We start from the raw sequence: 19,866 nt of genomic DNA on the forward strand, positions 1-19,866 counted from the left end.
ACGAATTGTTACGTAAAGCACGACGGGCGCGCATTGCTACCGCAGTCACTCGGCGGCATAATGTAGCCCCTTTTTTCTGCCCCTACATGTGGAAGGTTCCCGTGACTCAGAAGCCCGACCAGTGTCTTGGTGAATGGATCGACCGTGAAGCACTCGCAGAAGCGATGATTCCGCTTATCGGTCAGCTCTACCGCAATAACAACGTGGTGAGCTCGATCTATGGCCGCAGCCTGATCAATCGTTCAGTCATTGCGATTCTCAAAGCGCACCGCTTTGCCCGTCACCGTCAGTCCGACGAAAGTGAGCTGTCCGTCCACGAAACATTCCCGCTGATCAAGGCGATGAGCGAGCTCAAGCTCGGCGCCGCTTCGGTGGACCTGGGCAAGCTGGCGGCCAAATTCAAGGCCGAAGGCAATGGCCGCAGTGCCGAGCAGTTCGTCCGTGAAGAACTGGCCGACGTGGTTGGCCAGCAGAACGCTTCCGCCCGCAAAGGCACCGACGTTGTCCTGTACGGCTTCGGTCGTATCGGCCGTCTGCTGGCACGCATCCTGATCGAGAAAACCGGTGGTGGCGACGGCCTGCGCCTGCGCGCCATCGTTGTCCGCAAGGGTGCCGAGAACGACCTGGTCAAGCGCGCCAGCCTGCTGCGTCGCGACTCGGTTCACGGTCCGTTCGATGGCACCATCACCATCGATGAAGCCAACAACACCATCACCGCCAACGGCAACCTGATCCAGGTTATCTACGCCAAGAGCCCGGCCGAAGTCGACTACACCCAGTACGGCATCGAAAACGCTCTGATCGTCGACAACACCGGTGTATGGCGTGACGCCGACGGCCTGGGCCAGCACCTGGCCTGCCCGGGCGCTGCCCGCGTGATCCTCACCGCACCTGGCAAGGGCGCGCTAAAGAACATCGTGCATGGCATCAACCATGGCGACATCACCCCTGACGACAAGATCATCTCGGCGGCTTCCTGCACCACCAACGCCATCGTGCCGGTGCTCAAGGCAGTCAACGACAAGTTCGGCATCGTCAACGGCCACGTCGAAACCGTTCACTCGTTCACCAACGACCAGAACCTGATCGACAACTTCCACAAGGGCAGCCGTCGTGGCCGCGCCGCGCCGCTGAACATGGTTATCACCGAGACCGGTGCCGCCACCGCAGCCGCCAAGGCGCTGCCAGTGCTCAAGGGCAAGCTGACCGGCAACGCGATTCGCGTTCCTACGCCGAACGTGTCGATGGCCATCCTGAACCTGAACCTGGAAAAGGCCACCACTCGCGAAGAGATCAACGAGTACCTGCGCCAGATGGCCATGCACTCGGACCTGCACAAGCAGATCGACTACGTGAGCTCCCAGGAAGTGGTTTCCACCGACTTCGTTGGCTCGCGCCACGCTGGCGTCGTGGATGCTGAAGCGACCATCACCCAGGATAACCGCGTTGTTCTGTACGTCTGGTACGACAACGAGTTCGGTTACAGCTGCCAGGTGGTTCGCGTGATGGAAGACATGGCCGGTGTAAACCCGCCAGCATTCCCGCGCTAAGCCTTTAGCTGCACATGAAACGCCCCGGCCTTGGTCGGGGCGTTTTTGTTTGTGCGCCCCGCATGGACGCAATGTCTTGTGGGTGTGCGTGGTTCGACAGGCCGTTCTTCCTGCCGATTGTTATCGGCCCTCTTGTTTTTCTGTCTGAAGAGATCCGCTTTAGAAGCACTCTTGTAGGAAATGGATTTTTTCTTTTGGCGAAATTTCCTGATCGCCCTGTAGGCCCTGCTGTTGGGGGCGCGACGCTGTTAGCGTCCACCGCATTATTGCGGGCGACCGGATGAAAAAGGAGAAACAACAGTGAGCAAGGGTTATTACATTGGCCTGGGCGACAAGACCACCTGTGGCGGTAAGGTCCTGGATGGAGACACCCGGATCATGATGTACGGCATTGCCCATGCCCGTGATGGTGATCGAGTCACCTGTGGCAAGGACGGCGAGACTTACAAAATCGTCGGTGGCATTTCACACATGATCAGTCATGGCAAAGCCATGGCGGGCACGCTGGATAGCCGTAGTGGTTGCCCCTGTAAAGCGCAACTGATTCCCTCGGTGTTCACCGCCAGCTATCGGAATGAAGCCAGTCCTGCACGGCAAACCACCCGTGCCACCGCGTCGCCAACGACTCAAGCGGATAGCGGGTTTGCGATGAAATCCGGGGTGGACGATCCAAGGCTTGCAGAAAAAGTCGCTGCCCCACTCGACAACCTTGATGGAGGCGCAGCCTGTAACCATCCAGACCAAATGGAAGAGCTTGCCGCCTACATCGCCGGCGAGATGAATCGAAACATCAAACATCCGTCTGTATTGAAAATGAAAGAGTTGATCAGCTACGACAGCGATGCGGCTGCCAAGAAGTTTCGGGAACTACCCTGGTACGCCAGACTGGCGGGGCCACCGAACTTCAATACCATCGCATGGACGAAGAAGCTTGAGGCGATGGCGATCTGGACGAAGCAGGTGGGTCAAAATATGGAGTGGGACCATAAGCCGAAACTGGAGGCGATGTACAACGGTGTCGTCCGGCACAAGCAAGGGAAGTACGAGTACTACTACGATATCTGGTCGAACATTCACTATGGGTACGTTGGTATTGCAGGTGGTCTCTCAGAAAGTGTGCTGCTGGATGGAGCAGGAGCTGAACAGATCGCTTCGGACGCCCTGCGTAAGGTGAAGGAGTCGTTAACAAAGCCAATAGAGGAAAGAAAGCGCCTCGGTCCCCGACCTACAGCGAGTCCTTGGACGGAGCTACGATCATGGGATGATGTAGCTGATAGAGTTTCGATCAGCATCGGCACGAAGCTAGCCATCCAGTACCCTAATGGCGGGATAACTGCGCAGATAGTTGTGAATGAAGTGTTGGCAATTGCTCCAGAAAACTGGGGAGATGGAGTCCGTGTCCATTCCTGCTAATAAACCTCGGTCGCGTTACCTTCGGTGGCTATGGATTCTGTTGATACCACTATTGCTGCCATTGGCGGTTCTTCTGCTGATCGCCCTCTGGCAAATTATTGTGCTGCCCGCCGCAACAGTTCATTACTCCAAGAATGGTGAAGACGAATTGCGGTTCATCTGGAATGTACAACACCGGATATACAAAGGTGGTATGCCCCCTGGCAGCAGCACACGCGATCATGGTTTTTTGTTTCCTGATGAGAAGTTTTTCATGGAGATTTCCTGGTGGAGCAAGAACATTCGTGCGCATTGCGTCAAGATAACCCCGACGTGGACCAACACGCATATTTACCTCGATGCCAACGGCGATATTGATCTCAGCGAAGGCAGCGGCACGGATTCGGATCGACTAAAACAATGCGTCACAGATACCGCGACTCCGTGAAAAGACCAACATTTGCAGCCAATACTGTTCAGCTAAGAATTTTGTAGGAGCGAGTTTGTTAGTGATGGAGCAAGAGCGCTGCGTTTAACCAGTAAACAAGCGTTATCGTTGACGACCATCGCGAGCAGGCTCGCTCCTACAAAGAATCACCTCGCGTATTCGCCGGTAAGCCGGTTTGGGGGTGGTGCATAATGGTCGGCCTTTGGGGCCATGTCGGGGCGGGCTGTAAGAGATGGATGTATTGAGCAGGCGCCTGGGCGGTCTTGTGGTTTTGATTTGCCTCCTGTCTGGCTGTGGCCATGGCGACTCGATGGAATCTTTCAGCGGCCCCACCATGGGTAGCACCTATTCGATCAAGTACGTGCGTCGCTCCGGTCTTCCCGCTCAGGCGGACGTGCGCGTTGAAGTCGAAAAAATTCTCGCTGACATCGACCGGCAAATGTCGACCTACCGCAGCGACTCGGACATCGAGCGCTTCAATGCATTGCCGGCCAGCCGCTGTCAGGCAATGCCGACGTCGATCCTCGAATTGATCCGTGTGGGCGAGCAACTGTCAGTGCAAAGCGACGGTTCCTACGATCTGACGGTGGAGCCGCTGCTCAACCTCTGGGGCTTTGGTCCGCAGGCCCGCGGGGAAAAGGTCCCGACCGCCGAAGCCCTCGCCGAAGCCCGCCAACGCGTCGGCCATGAACACTTGCGCATCGTGGGCGACCAGTTGTGCAAGGACGCCACCGTCGAGGTCGACTTCAACAGTATCGCCGCCGGTTATGCGGTGGACACGATCGCTGCAAAACTCGAGGCGATGGGCATCCATGACTACCTCGCCGAGGCGACGGGGGAGCTCAAGGCGTCAGGCCACAAGGCTGATGGCTCGCCGTGGCGCATCGCCCTGGAAGAGCCGCGGGATGACCGGCAAGTGGCCGAGCGGGTCATTGCTGTCGACGGCTTCGGGTTGTCCACCTCCGGCGACTACCGCAATTTTTTCGAGCAGGACGGCCAGCGTTTTTCCCACACCTTCGATGCCCGCAGTGGTGCGCCGGTCTCACACAAGCTGGCGTCGGTCACGGTGATTCATCCTTCAGCATTGATGGCCGATGGCTTATCGACGCTGTTGCTGATTCTCGGCCCGGAGCGCGGTTGGGACTACGCTGAAAAACACGATATCGGCGCATTTTTTGTGATTCGTGCCGATACAGGTTTCGTCACACGCAGCAGTCACGCTTTTGAACGCCTCAGTGGCAAAAAAACCGAATGATTTCGGCGATTTGAGCATTGAAAACTGGCGTTGTAGCGCAGGCAAAAGTAGCCTACGACGCGACCAAGGGTTAATGTGCGCGGCGTTGACGCTTCTATAGACTGTGTCCGGGTTCTGCACTGGCCCCAAATTGTTCCTTCATGCCACGCATTGGCGTGATTTAGCCGCAGGTGCCGAGGGTGCCGCGGCCTGTTCTGAGGAGTACGCATGGCTGTCTACAACTACGACGTGGTGGTGTTGGGTTCCGGCCCGGCAGGGGAAGGCGCGGCAATGAACGCCGCCAAGGCAGGGCGCAAGGTGGCGATGGTCGATAGCCGTCGCCAGGTCGGCGGCAACTGCACTCACTTGGGCACCATCCCGTCCAAGGCACTGCGTCACTCGGTGCGGCAGATCATGCAGTTCAACACCAACCCGATGTTCCGGGCCATTGGTGAGCCGCGCTGGTTCTCGTTCCCGGACGTGTTGAAAAGCGCCGAGAAAGTCATCTCCAAGCAAGTCGCATCGCGCACCGGCTACTACGCCCGTAACCGCGTCGACGTGTTCTTCGGCACCGGCAGCTTCGCCGACGAGCAGACCATCGAAGTGGTCTGCGCCAACGGCGTGGTCGAGAAACTGGTGGCCAAGCACATCATCATCGCCACCGGCTCGCGCCCTTATCGCCCGGCGGACATCGATTTCCACCACCCGCGCATCTACGATAGCGACACCATCCTCAGCCTCGGCCACACCCCGCGCAAACTCATCGTTTACGGCGCCGGCGTGATCGGTTGCGAATACGCCTCGATCTTCAGCGGCCTGGGTGTATTGGTTGAATTGGTGGACAACCGTGGCCAGTTGCTGAGTTTCCTTGACTCGGAAATCTCCCAGGCCCTGAGCTATCACTTCAGCAACAACAACATCACGGTCCGCCACAACGAAGACTACGACCGCGTCGAAGGTGTGGACAACGGCGTGATCCTGCACCTCAAGTCCGGCAAGAAGATCAAGGCCGACGCCTTGCTCTGGTGCAACGGTCGTACCGGCAACACCGATCAACTGGGTCTGGAAAACATCGGCGTGAAGGTCAATGGCCGTGGCCAGATCGAAGTCGACGAAAACTATCGCACCGGCATCCAGAACATTTATGGCGCCGGCGACGTGATCGGCTGGCCGAGCCTGGCCAGTGCCGCCCACGACCAGGGCCGTTCGGCCGCTGGCAGCATCGTCGATAATGGCAGCTGGCGTTTCGTCAATGACGTGCCGACCGGCATCTACACCATTCCGGAGATCAGCTCGATCGGCAAGAACGAGCAGGAGCTGACCCAGGCCAAGGTGCCGTACGAAGTCGGCAAGGCGTTCTTCAAGAGCATGGCGCGCGCGCAGATCGCCGGCGAGCCGCAAGGCATGCTGAAGATCCTGTTCCACCGTGAAACCCTGGAAGTGCTGGGCGTTCACTGCTTCGGTTATCAGGCGTCGGAGATCGTGCACATCGGCCAGGCGATCATGAACCAACCGGGCGAACTGAACACGCTGAAGTACTTCGTCAACACCACGTTCAACTACCCGACCATGGCCGAAGCCTATCGGGTAGCTGCATACGACGGCCTCAACCGGCTTTTTTGAGCGGCTCCGGCCGGTGGCCTGAGCCGGCCGGGGAGACCGATTTCAGCAATTCTCGAGCGTGGCAGTGGCCAAACCGGGAAAGTCTGTAATCAGGCTGTCAACGCCGAAGTCGGCGAGTCTGCGCATCAGCGCAGGCTCGTTGACGGTCCACACCGACACATGCAGCCCCTGACGCTGCGCTTTTTGCAGGCGTTCCGGCGTGCACAGGGTCCAGTTCAGCGCCAGAATCTCGCAGCCGTAACTGGCCGCGACCTTCAGCGGGTCGAGCCAGGCGTACTCGGCCACCAGTCCGCGGGATACGTCCGGCACCAGCTCCAGCGCCGCCTTGAGCACTTCACGGGAACTCGAGGTGATGGTCACCTTGTCCATCAGGCCATGACGCTGGGCCATTTCGCGAATCGCCAGCACGGTGGTCGCTGCACGCATCCGTGATGCGCTCTTGACTTCCAGTTGCCAGTGATCGAAGTCGCATTTCTCGAACAGTTCTTCCAGCGTCGGGATCGGGCATGGCTTGATCCAGCCGGGGCCGCCCTTGCGTGCGTCATAGGTCACAAGCTCGGCCGCCGTGTGTTCGACGACCTTACCGCGACGGTCAGTGGTGCGTTTGAGGGTCGGGTCGTGGATGACCATCAACTCGCCGTCACTGGACAGGTGCAGGTCCAGTTCGCAGCGACGCACGCCGTGCTTGAGACATTCCTGAAAGCTGGTCAGGGTGTTTTCCGGTGCTTCGCCCTTGGCGCCGCGATGGCCGTAGATGAGGGTCACGGTTCTTCCTTAATTTAATTGCCTGATTCGAGTTGTTCGCGGGCCTGGCGTCGTTCCTGGGCCTGCTTTTGCAAGATGTGGCGGGCCAACAGTTGGCGCTGGGCGTCGCTCAGGTGTTCGAACTCGGTGCCGACGTCATAGCCATCGCCCTTGCGGTCGCAATGGGTGACGCGAGCGCGCAGCAACAGGCCCAGGGCTTGCGGCATCAGCACCAGCTTGACCGACAGGTGTGCGCCGGCGGCAATGGGCGTTGGATGCTGAAAGTCGATGCCGCCTTCGGAGATGATCACCGGCTGCGGTTCGCCGATCTGCCCGAGCACCGTCAGAGCGACGACCTGGCTCAGCAAATCGATGCGCTTGTTCTGGGATTTGAGGAATGCAGCGGTCGTGCGGTCGCGTTCGCTGATCTGGCGCAACAGGTGTTGCGACTCGAATTCGCTCAGGTGCAGTTCGCTGAGCAAGTTGAAGAGTGGGGAAGCATCCTGCAACACTTCCTGGCCTGTGGCTTCAGCAGCAGACAGGGGCCGAATTTCCAGTGCGATCGTATCCTCGATACGGTAGTATTCGCGGCGATCTTCTTCATCTAATGTCGACATGGCGAACCCATGGTAGCGGCGGTGGTCTGAGTGTAAAGCTGGTTATCGACCCCCGCCACAAGGACGTTCCTTTTCCCTCCGAACAAGCCCCGACATGTTCAGACCTCTCTTCGTATTTATCGGCACGCGTTACACCCGTGCAAAGCGTCGCAATCATTTTGTGTCATTCATTTCCCTGACTTCGATGATCGGGCTCGCCCTTGGCGTGGTCGTGATGATCGTGGTGCTGTCGGTGATGAACGGCTTCGATCATGAGATGCGCACCCGCGTGCTGGGCATGGTGCCCCACGCGACCATCGAGTCCGGCGAGGCGATCAGCGACTGGCAAAGCCTGGCCGCCAAGGTCAAGCAGAACCCGCAGGTGACGGCCGTGGCGCCGTTTACCCAAATGCAGGGGCTGCTGACCAACAACGGCAAGGTCTCGAAAGTCCTGCTCAATGCCATCGACCCGGCGCTGGAGCGCCAGGTCTCGATCATCGATCACTTCATGACCCAGGGCAAACTCGACGACCTGGTGCCGGGCGAGTTCGGCATCGTCATCGGCGACAAGGCCGCGGCCAAGCTCGGCGCGGCCATCGGCGACAAGCTGACGTTCGTGGCGCCGGAAGTCACCGTGACCCCGGCCGGGATGTTCCCGCGCATGAAGCGCTTTACCGTGGTCGGCATCTTCCATGTCGGCGCCGGTGAGCTCGATGGCTACCTGGGCGTCACCAACCTGCAGGACCTGGCCCGGCTGCACCGCTGGAAACCGGATCAGGTGCAGGGCCTGCGCCTGAAGTTCGACGACCTGTTCCAGGCGCCGCGCACCGCGTGGAGCATCGCCCGTGACCTGGGCGAAGACCGTTTCTACGCCCGCGACTGGACCCGTACCCACGGCAACCTGTACCAGGCGATCCGCATGGAAAAAGCCATGATCGGCCTGTTGCTGCTGCTGATCGTTGCTGTCGCGGCGTTCAACATCATTTCAACACTGGTGATGGTGGTGAACGACAAGAAGGGCGACATCGCGATCCTGCGCACCCTGGGCGCCACGCCGGGTACGATCATGCGCACGTTCATGGTGCAAGGCACCGTCATTGGTGTGGTCGGCACCGCGATCGGTGCTGTGGTCGGGATCTTCGCCGCGCTGAATGTCAGTGCCGCGATCTCGGCCCTCGAAGGCCTGATCGGTCATAAATTCCTCAACGCCGACGTGTACTTCATCGATTACCTGCCGTCGCAGGTGCAGAGCCAGGACGTGGTCATGGTCTGCTCCGCGGCGTTGGTCCTGAGTTTCCTCGCCACCCTGTATCCAGCCTGGCGTGCCGCGCGCACCCAGCCGGCGGAGGCGCTACGTTATGAGTGAGTCGGGCATGAGTGATAAAGCAATCTTGAGCTGCCGCAGCCTGGGCAAATCCTACGAGGAAGGCCCGGAATCGGTGGAAGTGTTGGCCGGCCTGCAACTGGAGTTGCACCCGGGTGAGCGTGTGGCGATCGTCGGCAAGTCGGGCTCGGGCAAAAGTACCTTGCTCAATCTGCTGGGCGGCCTCGATACGCCGACCACGGGCAGCGTCTGGCTCGCCGGCGAAGAGCTGTCGGCGCTGAGCGAGAAAAAGCGCGGCCTGCTGCGCAATCGCGCCCTCGGCTTCGTGTACCAGTTCCACCACCTGCTGCCAGAATTCACCGCCCTGGAAAACGTCTGCATGCCGCTGCTGATCGGCAAGACCGCGATCCCTGAAGCGCGCCAGCGTGCCACGGCGTTGCTGGAGCGGGTCGGGCTGGGCCATCGCCTGGAGCACAAGCCGGCCGAACTGTCCGGTGGCGAGCGTCAGCGCGTGGCCATCGCCCGCGCCCTGGTGAACAATCCGGGCCTGGTGATGCTCGACGAGCCGACCGGCAACCTCGACTCCCACACCGCCCAAGGCATTCAAGACTTGATGCTGGAGCTCAGCACCTCGATGCGCACGGCGTTCCTGGTGGTGACCCACGACATGAACCTGGCTCGTCAGATGGATCGTGTCCTGCATTTGCAGGAAGGTTGCCTCACGTCCATCTGATTGGCTGAAACCCGATGCCCGTAAAGGCGTCGGGTCTTTTATTTTTATACGGTGCACCAGCGAATGTTCAGACCGTTATCGATCTTTATCGGCACGCGCTATACCCGCGCCAAGCGCCGCAATCGCTTTGTCTCCTTCATCTCGATGACCTCGATGATCGGCCTCGCCCTGGGCGTGCTGGCGATGATCGTGGTGTTGTCGGTGATGAACGGCTTCCAGCGCGAAATGAGCTCGCGCATCCTCGGCATGGTGCCGCACGCCACCATCGTCGGCGTCAACCCGATTGACGACTGGAAGCCCGTGGCCGCGGCCGCGATGAAAAACCCGGAAGTGACGGCGGCGGTGCCGTTCACCGAGATGGAAGGCATGCTGTCCTACAAGGGCACGATGCAGCCCATCCAGGTCAGCGGTGTCGACCCGGCGCTGGAAGGCCAGGTGTCGATCGTCGCCAAGCACATCGTCCAGGGCAGTCTCGAGGCCCTGAAGCCGGGCGAATTCGGCGTGGTGATCGGTGAGATCACGGCGCGCCGCTTCCGCTTGAACGTCGGCGACAAGATCACCCTGATCGTGCCGGAAGTCAGCACTGCGCCGGGCGGCATCACCCCGCGCATGCAACGGCTGAACGTGGTCGGCGTGTTCAAGGTCGGTGCCGAACTGGACGGCACCATGGCGCTGATCCACATGGCCGATGCCGCGCAGATGCAGCACTGGGAGCCGAATCAGGTGCAGAGCGTGCGCCTGGCGGTGAAGGACCTGTATGCCGCGCCGCAAGTGTCGAGCGACATCGCCACGGGGCTGGGCGCCGCCTACACGGCTGATGACTGGACCCACACCCAGGGCAGCCTGTTCAGTGCGATGAAGATGGAAAAAACCATGATCGGCCTGCTGTTGCTGATGATCGTCGCGGTGGCGGCGTTCAACATCATTGCGACCCTGATCATGGTGGTGAACGACAAGGGCGCGGACATCGCGATCCTGCGCACCATCGGCGCCACGCCACGGCAGATCATGGCGATCTTCATGGTGCAGGGCACCGTGATCGGCATCGTCGGCACCTTGATCGGCGGTGTGTTGGGCGTGATAGCCGCGCTGAACGTCAGCCAGATCGTGGGCTGGATCGAGCGGGTCAGCGGGCAGCACATCTTCAGTTCCGACGTGTACTTCGTCAGCAACCTGCCGTCTGAGCTGCAAGGCGCGGATGTGGCGTTGATCTGCTCTGCCGGGTTTATCCTGAGCTTCCTGGCGACTGTGTACCCGGCATGGCGGGCGGCGAAGATCGAGCCGGCTCATGCGTTGCGCTATTCCTGATATCGCCATCGCGGGCAAGCCCGCTCCCACAGTAGACCGGGTTGAATCATTTATTTATGAACACCCCCAGACCCTGTGGGAGCGGGCTTGCCCGCGATGAGGCCGGAACTACTGGCCTCAATCCCCCCTTGGCAACTCGATCACAAACCTGGTCCACCCATTCTCCGATTCACAACGAATCTGCCCGCCATGGGCACGGATGATCGACTGGGTAATCGCCAATCCCAGTCCCGCATGTTCGCTGCTGCCTTCGCGGCGTGCCGGGTCTGCGCGGTAGAAGCGGTCAAACAGCTTCGGCAGTAACTGTGCGTCTATCCCGCTCCCGGTGTTTTCGACGCTCAATCTCAGGCCATGCGCTTGCTCGACAATGTTGACCCGGACCTCGCCGTCGGCGGGGGTGAAACGCAGCGCGTTATCCAGCAGGTTGGACAATGCTCGCCGCAACATGCTGCGGTCGCCCTCCAGACACCCATGACCCTCCCTGGCGAGTGTCACCCGCGCGTCTTCCGCCAGCGGCGCAAAGAACTCCAACAGCAGATCCGCTTCTTCCGCCAGTTCCAGCGCTTCGCGTTTGGGCATCAGCAAGCCATGGTCAGCCTTGGCCAGGTAAAGCATGTCGTTGACCAGCTGCGCCATCCATTGCAGCTCTTCGAGATTGCTGTGCAATGCCTCGCGATAATCTTCGATGGGCCGCGGGCGGGTGAGGGTGACCTGGGTGTGGGTCAGCAGGTTCGACAGTGGCGTGCGCAGTTCATGGGCAATGTCGGCAGAGAACGCGGACAGGCGCTGAAACGAGTCGTCGAGGCGTCCGAGCATGGCGTTGAAGTTGTGGGCCATTTCCGCCAGTTCCGGTGGCATGTTCTCTTCAGGCAGGCGCGAGTTGAGCGATTGCGCGGAAACACCGCTGGCCACCGCACTGATCCGCCGCAACGGGCGCAAGCCGCTGCGTGCCGCCCAGGCGCCCAGCAGTGCGGTGGCCAGGGCTGACAGGCCGACAGTCAGCCAGATCAAATGCTGCATGCGCTGCAGGAAGTGCTGGTGGTGGGTGATGTCCAATAGCAGGGTCAGTTGCGGCGATTCGGGTTTATCCGCGAAGAGCGGCGCATTGAGCACGCGGTAGTCCGTGCCTTCATGACTCACCGTCGACAATCCGGGCTGGCTCGGCAATGTCTGGGGAATGTGGGTCGAGCTGTCATACCAGCGCTGGCCGTCGCTGCCGGTGATGCGCAGGGACAGGTCGGCCTGCCGGCTCAACTCCTCGGCGAGTTTCACCTCGCTGTCACTCGACTGAAGGTCGTGCAGGGCCCGGCGCAAGCCAATCAGCTTGCCGTCCAGCAGTTGCTGGTCGAGTTCGACGAAGTGCGCCTCACTGGCGCGGCTGAACAACACCCCGGCGAACAACGACACCACGGCGGTGCACGCCGCAAACAACAGCGCCAGGCGGCTGCTCAAGGTCAGTCGGCGCATCAGGCGGGGCGCTCTTCAAGGACATAGCCCATGCCGCGCACGGTGTGGATCAGCTTGTTGGGGAATTCGTCGTCGATCTTCAGGCGCAGGCGACGGATCGCCACCTCGATGACATTGGTGTCGCTGTCGAAATTCATGTCCCAGACCTGGGACGCAATCAGCGACTTGGGCAGGACTTCGCCCTGGCGACGCAGGAGCATTTCCAGCAGGGCGAACTCCTTGGCGGTCAGGTCGATGCGCTGGCCGCTGCGTTCGACCCGGCGCCGGATCAGGTCGAGGCGCAAATCGGCCAGTTGCAGGCTGGTTTCCTGGGGCGTGGCGCTGCCGCGACGCAACAGGCTGCGAACCCGGGCCAGCAGTTCGGAGAAGGCAAACGGCTTGACCAGATAGTCATCGGCGCCCAGTTCGAGGCCGTGAACCCTGTCCTCCACAGCGTCACGCGCTGTCAGAAAAAGTACCGGTGTGTCCAGGCCGGCGCTGCGCACCGCCTGCAGAATCTGCCAGCCATCACGACCGGGCAGCATCACGTCGAGGATCAGCAAGGCATATTCACCACTGAGGGCCAATTGCTGGCCGGTAGTGCCATCGGCCACCAGTTCCGTATTGAACCCGGCCTCGGCCAGGCCCTGGCGCAGGTAATGGCCGGTTTTCGGTTGGTCTTCGACAATCAGCAGTTTCATGGGCGACTCTTGGCAAATGGAACGAACGCTTTATACCGTGGGCAGCATTCATACAGGGCAACCTGACAAAGTTGTAATCTGCCTGTCAGGTTGCAGGCAGTGGCGGCAGTTTAGAGTTTTGCCCATGCTGAGCCTTATCTTGTTGGAGTATGATGATGTTTTTACGCAAATCCGTGGCGCAGATCCTCTGCTTGCTGGCGCTGAGTTCGCCGGTGTGGGCGGACGCCGGGCATGGCTACGATTTCGGTCAGCCGGCCCCGGCGGCCAAGGCGACCCGCAGTGTCGAGGTGGTCATGGGCGACATGTCCTTCACGCCCAAGGCCATCGACATCAAGGCCGGGGAAACCGTGCGCTTCGTGCTGGTCAATAAAGGCCAGTTGTTGCATGAGTTCAACCTCGGCGATGCGGCGATGCACGCCAGACACCAGCAGGAAATGTTGCAGATGCAGCAGAGCGGCATGCTGACGCCGACCGGCATGAAGGCCATGGACCACGGCGACATGGCCGGCATGGATCACGGCAAAATGGACCACGGCATGCAGCATGACGACCCCAACAGCGTACTGGTGGAGCCGGGCAAGACCACCGAGCTGACGTGGACCTTCAACAAGGCCACCAACCTGGAGTTGGCCTGCAATATCCCCGGCCATTACCAGGCGGGCATGGTCGGCAAACTGACTGTCAGTCAGTAAGCACTCAAAGGCGGGAGCAAAGGCTGATAGAATCCGCTGATTCTTCAGTCAGGTTTCCGCCATGCATCCCGCAGCCGAACACTCGCCGCTGGGCAAGTCCAGCGAATACATCGCCACTTACACGCCGTCCCTGCTGTTCCCGATCCCGCGCACCGCGAAGTGGGCGGAACTGGGTCTGACGGCGCAAACCCTGCCGTACAAAGGCGTGGACTTCTGGAACTGCTTCGAGCTGTCCTGGCTGTTGCCGTCGGGCAAGCCCGTAGTGGCGATCGGCGAATTCAGCATCCCGGCGGATTCACCGAACATCATCGAGTCGAAGTCGTTCAAGCTCTACCTCAACTCCCTGAATCAGACGCCGTTTGCCGACACCGCGAGCCTTGAGGCGACGCTGGCCAAGGACTTGTCGGCGGCTGCCGGCAAGCCGGTGGGCGTGCGCATTCGCAGTCTCAAGGATGTCGAGAGTGAAGGCGTCGTGGCCTTGCCGGGCGTGTGCATCGATGAACTGGATATCAGCGTCAGCAATTACGAGCATCCACGCCCGGAACTGCTGCGTTGCGATGATTCGCGCATTGTCGAGGAGAGCGTGCACAGCCATTTGCTCAAGTCCAACTGCCCGGTCACCAGCCAGCCGGACTGGGGCAGCGTGGCGGTGGAATACCGTGGCGCGGCGCTGGATCACGCCAGTCTGCTGGAGTACATCGTCAGCTTTCGCCAGCATTCGGACTTCCATGAGCAGTGTGTGGAGCGGATCTTCCTCGACCTGCAGCGGTTGCTCAAGCCGGAGAAACTGACCGTGTATGCGCGTTATGTGCGGCGCGGCGGGCTGGATATCAACCCGTACCGCAGCACGGAAGAGGTGCAGTTGCCGAATCATCGGCTGGTCCGCCAGTAACATCAAAACTGTAGGAGCGAGCTTGCTCGCGATGGTGTGTCAGTCGACGCCAAGGTCGCTGACACTCCATCGCGAGCGAGCTCGCTCCTACAGAGGCATTGGTGGGTTCAGATCCCCATGTTGGCCAAGGCCTGCCCAATGTTGCGCAGGGTGCCGGCAAGGGTCGGATGTTCGAGTTCGAAGCGTTCCACGGCCAGGTTGACGCCGTCGGCAAGGCTGGAGTCCTGGGTTTTGGTTTCCAGCTCAAGCTTCAATTCAATCTGTTGCATGAGCTCGTGCAGGTCGGCGCGTTCGTTTTCGGACAGCGGAGGATTCTGTTCCAATTGCTCGCGCAGGGCATTGAGCTGTTCTTGCAGTTCGCGGGCAGGCATGGCGTTCTTCCTTCTTTAATCGATAGGCACTGGCATAGACCATGGCGACAAGCCAAAGGTCGATGCCTGACCTTTAGATTAATCCACTCGCGCGCAACGTGCATGATCTCGGTCAGGGCTTTTCGCCCTTGAGCCGACGCAAGCTGATATCGGCCAGGCAGGTGTCGAGTTCACCGAGGTGATCGATCACCGAATGCACGCCCAGGCCGAACAGTTGCATCGTCGCCCTGGCGCGTTTGCTGTCGCGTTCCTGTGGGGGCATCGCCAGCCATTCCTGGGGCGTCAAACCGCAGAGCGAGCCGCAGGACGCCAGGCCGATGGTCCACAACCCGGCATTGAGCCCGGCTTGCAGCAGGCGGGGTTCGCCGCTCACCAGTACACAGCCGTCGAGTCGCGAGACGTTCAGGCTCATCAAGGCTTGCCAGCAGGCATTCGGGGCCGGCCATGGATTGTTTGTTGCCGGATGTTGCGAAGGTTTGATCCAGTCCGGCAGCGCGGCGGCCAGGGATTGGCTGAGGGCAGGGGGCAGTTCATCGAGCCAAGCGCAGGGGATTTGCTGGCGCTGCAAGCTGCGCAGGCTGTCCAGTGCGCCGGGTGTGGCTTCGGCGTGCTCGGCCGAGTGGTTGCCGTGCCGATGCGTGTGTGCGCCGAAATCCACCAGGCAGCCACTCAGGCCGAACAGTACGGCGGTCAGGCTGGGTGCGGTTTGCGGCATGGCTTCGGCGAGCGGCATATGGACGTCCCTGAAATAGTCCCGAGGCTAGCGGGCGACGGTGACAGTTGAGTGACATGGATGTGAATCGCTCACAGTTGGCACGATTGCTGTGACACCGGTTTCGTGCAAAGTGCCTTAAACGGCATTTACGTCTTATACTTGCCCACTTATTGCCCGGGCCAGGCGCCCGAGCCGGTACAAACCAAGGAGTTTTTCTATGCGCTGGAGCAACCATCTAGCCAGGATTTGTGTAACCGCCGGTGTGATGCTGGTTCCGTTCGTTGCCCAGGCAGCCTCGGAAGATGATCCTTGGGAAAGCGTCAACCGCCCGATCTACAAGTTCAACGACGTGATCGACACCTACGCACTGAAGCCGCTGGCCCAGGGCTACCAGTACATAGCGCCGCAGTTCGTCGAGGACGGCGTCCACAACTTCTTCCAGAACATCGGTGATGTGCGCAACCTGGCCAACGATATCCTCCAGGCCAAGCCTCACGCCGCAGGCGTTGATACCGCACGCCTCATTTTCAACACCACCTTCGGCTTGCTGGGCGTGATCGATGTCGGCACCAAGATGGGCCTGCAGCGCAATGACGAAGACTTCGGCCAGACGCTGGGTTACTGGGGTGTCGGCAGCGGCCCTTACGTGATGCTGCCGCTGCTGGGCCCAAGCACCTTGCGCGATGCGCCGTCCAAGTACGTCGACAGCTACACGGCCCCCTATCGCTACGTAGACGACGTGCCCGTGCGTAACTCGTTCTACGCCCTGGACATCATCGATACCCGTGCCAGCCTGCTGTCGAGCGAGAAGCTGATCAGCGGCGACCGGTACACCTTCATCCGCAATGCGTACTTGCAGAACCGCGAGTTCAAGGTGAAAGACGGCCAGGTTGAAGACGATTTCTGATTCCGACCGGTAAACTGAAAAAGGCGGCCCTCAAGGCCGCCTTTTTTTGCCTGCGCAGACCCGCATGCCCGATGAAAATCACGCTTTTCGCTGTAGTCCCGAGCGGTTTGACTCATGGGTTGGATCCTTCCATTGGGTTTCGGTTTTGACCGTTCTTATAACTCTCGGTGATTTGACAAGCAAAGTCGTCAAGCGACCATCGGCGTGAGCTTGAAACGCCCCGCGGATGGGAGTACCGTCTGCGCCTTAGAAGGGCACCTCTGGTGAACACGTGTGTAGGGCAAATGCCCGAAAGCGGTGCGACAGAGAGGCTAGAAAGCGAATCCAGTAGTGAGTGCCGGGTCTAAATCCCCGCCTGCTACGCCAACCTAATTCTGGCGCCGTTTGCCCACATGCCAAAAACCAGTGCCACGCTGCTGATAATCGATGATGACGAAGTAGTGCGCGCGAGCCTCGCCGCCTATTTGGAAGACAGTGGTTTCAGCGTCTTGCAGGCCAGCAATGGCCAGCAGGGTCTTCAGGTATTCGAGCAAGACAAGCCCGACTTGGTCATCTGCGATCTGCGCATGCCGCAGATGGGCGGACTCGAACTCATCCGCCAGGTCACCGAGCTGTCGCCGCAAACGCCGGTGATCGTGGTGTCGGGTGCGGGCGTGATGAACGACGCGGTCGAAGCCCTGCGCCTGGGCGCGGCGGACTACCTGATCAAGCCTCTCGAAGATCTGGCCGTGCTCGAGCACTCTGTGCGCCGGGCCCTGGATCGTGCGCGCCTGCTGCTGGAGAACCAGCGCTACCGCGAGAAGCTGGAGAAGGCCAACCGCGAGCTCGAAGCCAGCCTGAACCTGCTCCAGGAAGACCAGAACGCCGGTCGTCAGGTGCAGATGAACATGCTGCCGGTCAGCCCGTGGACCATCGACGAGTTCAAATTTGCTCACCAGATCATCCCGTCGCTGTACCTGTCGGGTGATTTCGTCGACTACTTTCGCGTCGACGAGCGTCGGGTAGCCTTCTACCTGGCGGACGTTTCCGGGCATGGCGCCTCTTCAGCCTTCGTCACCGTGCTTTTGAAGTTCATGACCACGCGCCTGCTGTTCGAGTCCAAGCGCAGCGGTACCTTGCCGGAATTCAAGCCTTCAGAGGTTCTTGGTCATATCAACCGGGGCCTGATCAGTTGTAAGCTGGGTAAACACGTCACAATGGTCGGTGGAGTCATCGACGAGGAGACAGGTTTGTTGACCTATAGCATCGGTGGTCATCTGCCGTTGCCAGTGTTGTACACGCCAGACAGTGTCAGTTATCTGGAAGGGCGTGGTCTGCCGGTGGGGCTTTTCAACGAAGCCACCTACGAAGACCACGTGCTGGAGTTGCCACCGACGTTCAGCCTGACGCTGATGTCTGATGGCATTCTGGATCTTTTGCCAGAACCCACACTCAAAGAAAAAGAAGCGGCGTTGCCCCAACGGGTCAAGGCTGCGGGCGGCACCCTGGATGGGCTGCGGCAGGTTTTTGGATTGGCCACGCTAGGGGAGATGCCGGATGATATCGCCCTGTTGGTGTTGAGCAGGAATCTTTGATGAGTACCGGTAGAATCCAGTTCGCCGAACAGGACGGCACCTTCGTCCTCAAGTTCGTCGGTGAAGTTCGCCTGACCCTGTGTTCGGCGTTGGATGCGACTATTGAGCGGATCTTCAGCGCGTTGAATTTCAACTCGATCGTGATCGATCTGACCGAAACCCGCAGCATCGACAGCACCACGCTTGGCCTGCTGGCCAAACTGTCGATCCTGTCGCGGCAGAAAGTCGGCCTGCTGCCGACGGTCGTCACCACCCACGAAGACATCACGCGGCTGCTGCAGTCCATGGGCTTCGAGCAGGTCTTCAACATCGTCGACAAACCGGTGCCATGCCCGGAATGCCTGGACGACCTGCCAGACCAGGATCAGTCGGAAGAAGTGGTGCGGATCAAAGTGCTCGAAGCGCACAAGATCCTCATGGGCCTGAACGACACCAATCGTGAAGCCTTCCATGACCTGGTGAATGCGCTCGAACGGCATTGATCCTTGAAATGGTGTGGGCCGGGCTGGCCCCATCGCGAGCAAGCTCGCTCCCACAGGTCCCTTGTTTAGCACACGACTTCAGCCATCCCACAAGTCCCTTGTGGGAGCGAGCTTGCTCGCGATGGCGTCCTGACAGTCACCAAACACATACAAAAAGGGCGAACCCGTGAAGGTTCGCCCTTTTTGCATTACACCCACTCAGATCACAGCTTGGCCTGCAACAACGCCTCAAGCTTCTCCTGATCCCGCGCGAACTGGCGAATGCCTTCAGCCAGTTTCTCGGTCGCCATCGCATCTTCGTTGGACAACCAGCGGAACTGCGACTCGTTGAGGCTCAGGCGCGCTTCACCGGCATGGCCCGGCGCCAGTTTGCGCTCCAGCTTGCCGGTATCCGCTGCCAGCTTGTCGATCAGGTCCGGGCTGATGGTCAGGCGGTCGCAGCCGGCCAGTTGCTCGATCTGGCCCAGATTGCGGAAGCTCGCCCCCATGACCACGGTCTTGTAGTCATTGGCCTTGTAGTAGTTGTAGATGCGCGTCACCGACTGCACGCCCGGATCATCCGCGCCGGTGTAGTCGTTGCCGTTGGCTTTCTTGTACCAGTCGTAGATACGGCCCACGAACGGCGAAATCAGGAACACCCCGGCCTCGGCGCAGGCGGCGGCCTGGGCGAAGGAGAACAGTAGGGTCAGGTTGGTCTGGATGCCTTCTTTTTCCAGGATCTCGGCAGCACGGATGCCTTCCCAGGTGGACGCGATCTTGATCAGCACGCGCTCGCGGCCAATGCCGGCCTTGTCGTACAGCTCGATCAGGCGATGCGCACGCTTCAACATCGCGTCGGTGTCGAACGACAGGCGCGCATCCACTTCAGTGGAAATACGGCCCGGGATCACTTTGAGGATTTCCTGCCCCACTGCCACGCCAAAACGGTCGCTGGCCAGGCCCACATCGCCCTTGCAGTCATTGACGCTGGCATTCAGCAGCTCGGCATACGCAGGAATGGCCGCGGCCTTGAGCAGCAGGGAAGGGTTGGTGGTAGCGTCCACCGGCTTGACGCGAGCGATAGCTTCGAAGTCGCCGGTGTCGGCAACCACGGTAGTCATTTGTTTGAGTTGTTCCAGCTTGGAAGTCATGGGC

At 60.1% G+C, this 19,866-nt stretch carries 20 protein-coding genes; 13 read left to right on the top strand and 7 right to left on the bottom strand.

All coding sequences use genetic code 11. From position 1 onward, the window contains the following. The first annotated feature begins 86 nt into the window (after positions 1 to 86). The 5 genes from AB4O16_RS26220 to sthA all read left to right on the top strand — a co-directional run bounded on the left by AB4O16_RS26220 (position 87) and on the right by sthA (position 6,247). Positions 87 to 1,550 (top strand): glyceraldehyde-3-phosphate dehydrogenase, encoded by a 1,464-nt coding sequence (locus AB4O16_RS26220; RefSeq protein WP_160388845.1) that lies wholly within the window; start codon positions 87 to 89, stop codon positions 1,548 to 1,550. A gap of 300 nt (positions 1,551 to 1,850) precedes the next feature. Further along, positions 1,851 to 2,963 carry a polymorphic toxin type 44 domain-containing protein gene (locus AB4O16_RS26225; protein WP_371925985.1) on the top strand — a complete coding sequence of 371 codons (1,113 nt, stop codon included), beginning with the start codon at positions 1,851 to 1,853 and terminating at the stop codon, positions 2,961 to 2,963. Continuing rightward, positions 2,947 to 3,390, top strand: a complete 444-nt coding sequence (locus tag AB4O16_RS26230) for a hypothetical protein (protein WP_371925986.1) — start codon at positions 2,947 to 2,949, stop codon at positions 3,388 to 3,390. The genes AB4O16_RS26225 and AB4O16_RS26230 overlap by 17 nt, the downstream gene beginning before the upstream one ends. A 232-nt stretch (positions 3,391 to 3,622) precedes the next feature. Then, complete coding sequence (locus AB4O16_RS26235) at positions 3,623 to 4,645, top strand: FAD:protein FMN transferase (RefSeq protein WP_460156175.1); 1,023 nt, start codon at positions 3,623 to 3,625, stop codon at positions 4,643 to 4,645. A gap of 207 nt (positions 4,646 to 4,852) precedes the next feature. After that, positions 4,853 to 6,247 carry a Si-specific NAD(P)(+) transhydrogenase gene (gene sthA / locus AB4O16_RS26240; protein ID WP_053161582.1) on the top strand — a complete coding sequence of 465 codons (1,395 nt, stop codon included), beginning with the start codon at positions 4,853 to 4,855 and terminating at the stop codon, positions 6,245 to 6,247. A 42-nt stretch (positions 6,248 to 6,289) separates the two neighbouring features. On the opposite strand, the gene AB4O16_RS26245 is transcribed toward sthA, so the two are convergent. Next, complete coding sequence (locus AB4O16_RS26245) at positions 6,290 to 7,012, bottom strand: glycerophosphodiester phosphodiesterase (RefSeq protein WP_110659754.1); 723 nt, start codon at positions 7,010 to 7,012, stop codon at positions 6,290 to 6,292. Positions 7,013 to 7,026: 14 nt separating this feature from the next. After that, complete coding sequence (locus AB4O16_RS26250; RefSeq protein ID WP_160388847.1) at positions 7,027 to 7,608, bottom strand: PilZ domain-containing protein; 582 nt, start codon at positions 7,606 to 7,608, stop codon at positions 7,027 to 7,029. 94 nt (positions 7,609 to 7,702) lie between these two features. On the opposite strand from AB4O16_RS26250, the gene AB4O16_RS26255 reads away from it, so the two are divergent. From AB4O16_RS26255 to AB4O16_RS26265, 3 genes are all read left to right on the top strand, one after another. Further along, positions 7,703 to 8,953, top strand: a complete 1,251-nt coding sequence (locus AB4O16_RS26255; RefSeq protein ID WP_160388848.1) for a lipoprotein-releasing ABC transporter permease subunit — start codon at positions 7,703 to 7,705, stop codon at positions 8,951 to 8,953. 7 nt (positions 8,954 to 8,960) lie between these two features. After that, on the top strand, positions 8,961 to 9,644 hold the full coding sequence (gene lolD / locus AB4O16_RS26260; RefSeq protein ID WP_460156176.1) for a lipoprotein-releasing ABC transporter ATP-binding protein LolD: 684 nt from the start codon (positions 8,961 to 8,963) through the stop codon (positions 9,642 to 9,644). A gap of 63 nt (positions 9,645 to 9,707) precedes the next feature. Beyond that, positions 9,708 to 10,952, top strand: a complete 1,245-nt coding sequence (locus AB4O16_RS26265) for a lipoprotein-releasing ABC transporter permease subunit (protein ID WP_460156177.1) — start codon at positions 9,708 to 9,710, stop codon at positions 10,950 to 10,952. A 117-nt stretch (positions 10,953 to 11,069) separates the two neighbouring features. Here AB4O16_RS26265 and AB4O16_RS26270 read toward each other — a convergent pair whose 3' ends face one another. Further along, on the bottom strand, positions 11,070 to 12,419 hold the full coding sequence (locus AB4O16_RS26270) for a heavy metal sensor histidine kinase (RefSeq protein ID WP_460156178.1): 1,350 nt from the start codon (positions 12,417 to 12,419) through the stop codon (positions 11,070 to 11,072). After that, positions 12,419 to 13,099 carry a heavy metal response regulator transcription factor gene (locus AB4O16_RS26275; protein WP_008053332.1) on the bottom strand — a complete coding sequence of 227 codons (681 nt, stop codon included), beginning with the start codon at positions 13,097 to 13,099 and terminating at the stop codon, positions 12,419 to 12,421. Before AB4O16_RS26275 ends, AB4O16_RS26270 begins: the two co-directional genes overlap by 1 nt. Before the next feature lie 155 nt (positions 13,100 to 13,254). Here AB4O16_RS26275 and copI point away from each other — a divergent pair, with 155 nt between their 5' ends. After that, positions 13,255 to 13,791 carry a copper-resistant cuproprotein CopI gene (gene copI, locus AB4O16_RS26280; RefSeq protein WP_460156179.1) on the top strand — a complete coding sequence of 179 codons (537 nt, stop codon included), beginning with the start codon at positions 13,255 to 13,257 and terminating at the stop codon, positions 13,789 to 13,791. Positions 13,792 to 13,852: 61 nt separating this feature from the next. Then, entirely contained in the window at positions 13,853 to 14,683 is an 831-nt protein-coding gene (queF, locus tag AB4O16_RS26285; protein ID WP_150717086.1) for an NADPH-dependent 7-cyano-7-deazaguanine reductase QueF, read from the top strand. 107 nt (positions 14,684 to 14,790) lie between these two features. On the opposite strand, the gene AB4O16_RS26290 is transcribed toward queF, so the two are convergent. Together AB4O16_RS26290 and AB4O16_RS26295 are read right to left on the bottom strand one after the other, a co-directional pair. Then, the gene (locus AB4O16_RS26290) at positions 14,791 to 15,054 is read right to left on the bottom strand and encodes a DUF4404 family protein (RefSeq protein ID WP_160388852.1); all 264 of its coding nucleotides are present in this window, start codon (positions 15,052 to 15,054) and stop codon (positions 14,791 to 14,793) included. 112 nt (positions 15,055 to 15,166) lie between these two features. Continuing rightward, positions 15,167 to 15,787, bottom strand: a complete 621-nt coding sequence (locus AB4O16_RS26295) for an HAD family phosphatase (protein ID WP_460156180.1) — start codon at positions 15,785 to 15,787, stop codon at positions 15,167 to 15,169. A gap of 199 nt (positions 15,788 to 15,986) precedes the next feature. Here AB4O16_RS26295 and AB4O16_RS26300 point away from each other — a divergent pair, with 199 nt between their 5' ends. The 3 genes from AB4O16_RS26300 to rssC all read left to right on the top strand — a co-directional run bounded on the left by AB4O16_RS26300 (position 15,987) and on the right by rssC (position 18,732). Continuing rightward, the gene (locus tag AB4O16_RS26300; RefSeq protein WP_460156181.1) at positions 15,987 to 16,676 is read left to right on the top strand and encodes an MlaA family lipoprotein; all 690 of its coding nucleotides are present in this window, start codon (positions 15,987 to 15,989) and stop codon (positions 16,674 to 16,676) included. A 392-nt stretch (positions 16,677 to 17,068) separates the two neighbouring features. Then, a complete protein-coding gene (gene rssB, locus AB4O16_RS26305; RefSeq protein WP_150717083.1) occupies positions 17,069 to 18,250 on the top strand; it encodes a two-component system response regulator RssB in 1,182 nt (393 codons plus the stop codon). Further along, positions 18,250 to 18,732, top strand: coding sequence for an anti-sigma factor antagonist RssC (rssC, locus tag AB4O16_RS26310; RefSeq protein WP_057715633.1), 483 nt, complete (start codon positions 18,250 to 18,252; stop codon positions 18,730 to 18,732). Before rssB ends, rssC begins: the two co-directional genes overlap by 1 nt. A 203-nt stretch (positions 18,733 to 18,935) precedes the next feature. On the opposite strand, the gene tal is transcribed toward rssC, so the two are convergent. Beyond that, on the bottom strand, positions 18,936 to 19,862 hold the full coding sequence (gene tal / locus AB4O16_RS26315; RefSeq protein WP_150717082.1) for a transaldolase: 927 nt from the start codon (positions 19,860 to 19,862) through the stop codon (positions 18,936 to 18,938). Positions 19,863 to 19,866: the final 4 nt, after the last annotated feature.

The organism is Pseudomonas sp. S2_H10, assembly GCF_054668285.1.

What these genes read in the sequence shown, in the direction of transcription:
- AB4O16_RS26220 (WP_160388845.1), top strand. Translation starts at nt 87, where the DNA reads ATGTGGAAGGTTCCCGTGACTCAGAAGCCCGACCAGTGTCTTGGTGAA.
- AB4O16_RS26235 (WP_460156175.1), top strand. Translation starts at nt 3,623, where the DNA reads ATGGATGTATTGAGCAGGCGCCTGGGCGGTCTTGTGGTTTTGATTTGC.
- sthA (WP_053161582.1), top strand. Translation starts at nt 4,853, where the DNA reads ATGGCTGTCTACAACTACGACGTGGTGGTGTTGGGTTCCGGCCCGGCA.
- AB4O16_RS26250 (WP_160388847.1), bottom strand. Translation starts at nt 7,608, where the DNA reads ATGTCGACATTAGATGAAGAAGATCGCCGCGAATACTACCGTATCGAG.
- AB4O16_RS26255 (WP_160388848.1), top strand. Translation starts at nt 7,703, where the DNA reads ATGTTCAGACCTCTCTTCGTATTTATCGGCACGCGTTACACCCGTGCA.
- lolD (WP_460156176.1), top strand. Translation starts at nt 8,961, where the DNA reads ATGAGTGATAAAGCAATCTTGAGCTGCCGCAGCCTGGGCAAATCCTAC.
- AB4O16_RS26265 (WP_460156177.1), top strand. Translation starts at nt 9,708, where the DNA reads ATGTTCAGACCGTTATCGATCTTTATCGGCACGCGCTATACCCGCGCC.
- AB4O16_RS26270 (WP_460156178.1), bottom strand. Translation starts at nt 12,419, where the DNA reads ATGCGCCGACTGACCTTGAGCAGCCGCCTGGCGCTGTTGTTTGCGGCG.
- AB4O16_RS26275 (WP_008053332.1), bottom strand. Translation starts at nt 13,099, where the DNA reads ATGAAACTGCTGATTGTCGAAGACCAACCGAAAACCGGCCATTACCTG.
- copI (WP_460156179.1), top strand. Translation starts at nt 13,255, where the DNA reads ATGTTTTTACGCAAATCCGTGGCGCAGATCCTCTGCTTGCTGGCGCTG.
- queF (WP_150717086.1), top strand. Translation starts at nt 13,853, where the DNA reads ATGCATCCCGCAGCCGAACACTCGCCGCTGGGCAAGTCCAGCGAATAC.
- AB4O16_RS26290 (WP_160388852.1), bottom strand. Translation starts at nt 15,054, where the DNA reads ATGCCTGCCCGCGAACTGCAAGAACAGCTCAATGCCCTGCGCGAGCAA.
- AB4O16_RS26295 (WP_460156180.1), bottom strand. Translation starts at nt 15,787, where the DNA reads ATGCCGCTCGCCGAAGCCATGCCGCAAACCGCACCCAGCCTGACCGCC.
- AB4O16_RS26300 (WP_460156181.1), top strand. Translation starts at nt 15,987, where the DNA reads ATGCGCTGGAGCAACCATCTAGCCAGGATTTGTGTAACCGCCGGTGTG.
- rssB (WP_150717083.1), top strand. Translation starts at nt 17,069, where the DNA reads ATGCCAAAAACCAGTGCCACGCTGCTGATAATCGATGATGACGAAGTA.
- rssC (WP_057715633.1), top strand. Translation starts at nt 18,250, where the DNA reads ATGAGTACCGGTAGAATCCAGTTCGCCGAACAGGACGGCACCTTCGTC.
- tal (WP_150717082.1), bottom strand. Translation starts at nt 19,862, where the DNA reads ATGACTTCCAAGCTGGAACAACTCAAACAAATGACTACCGTGGTTGCC.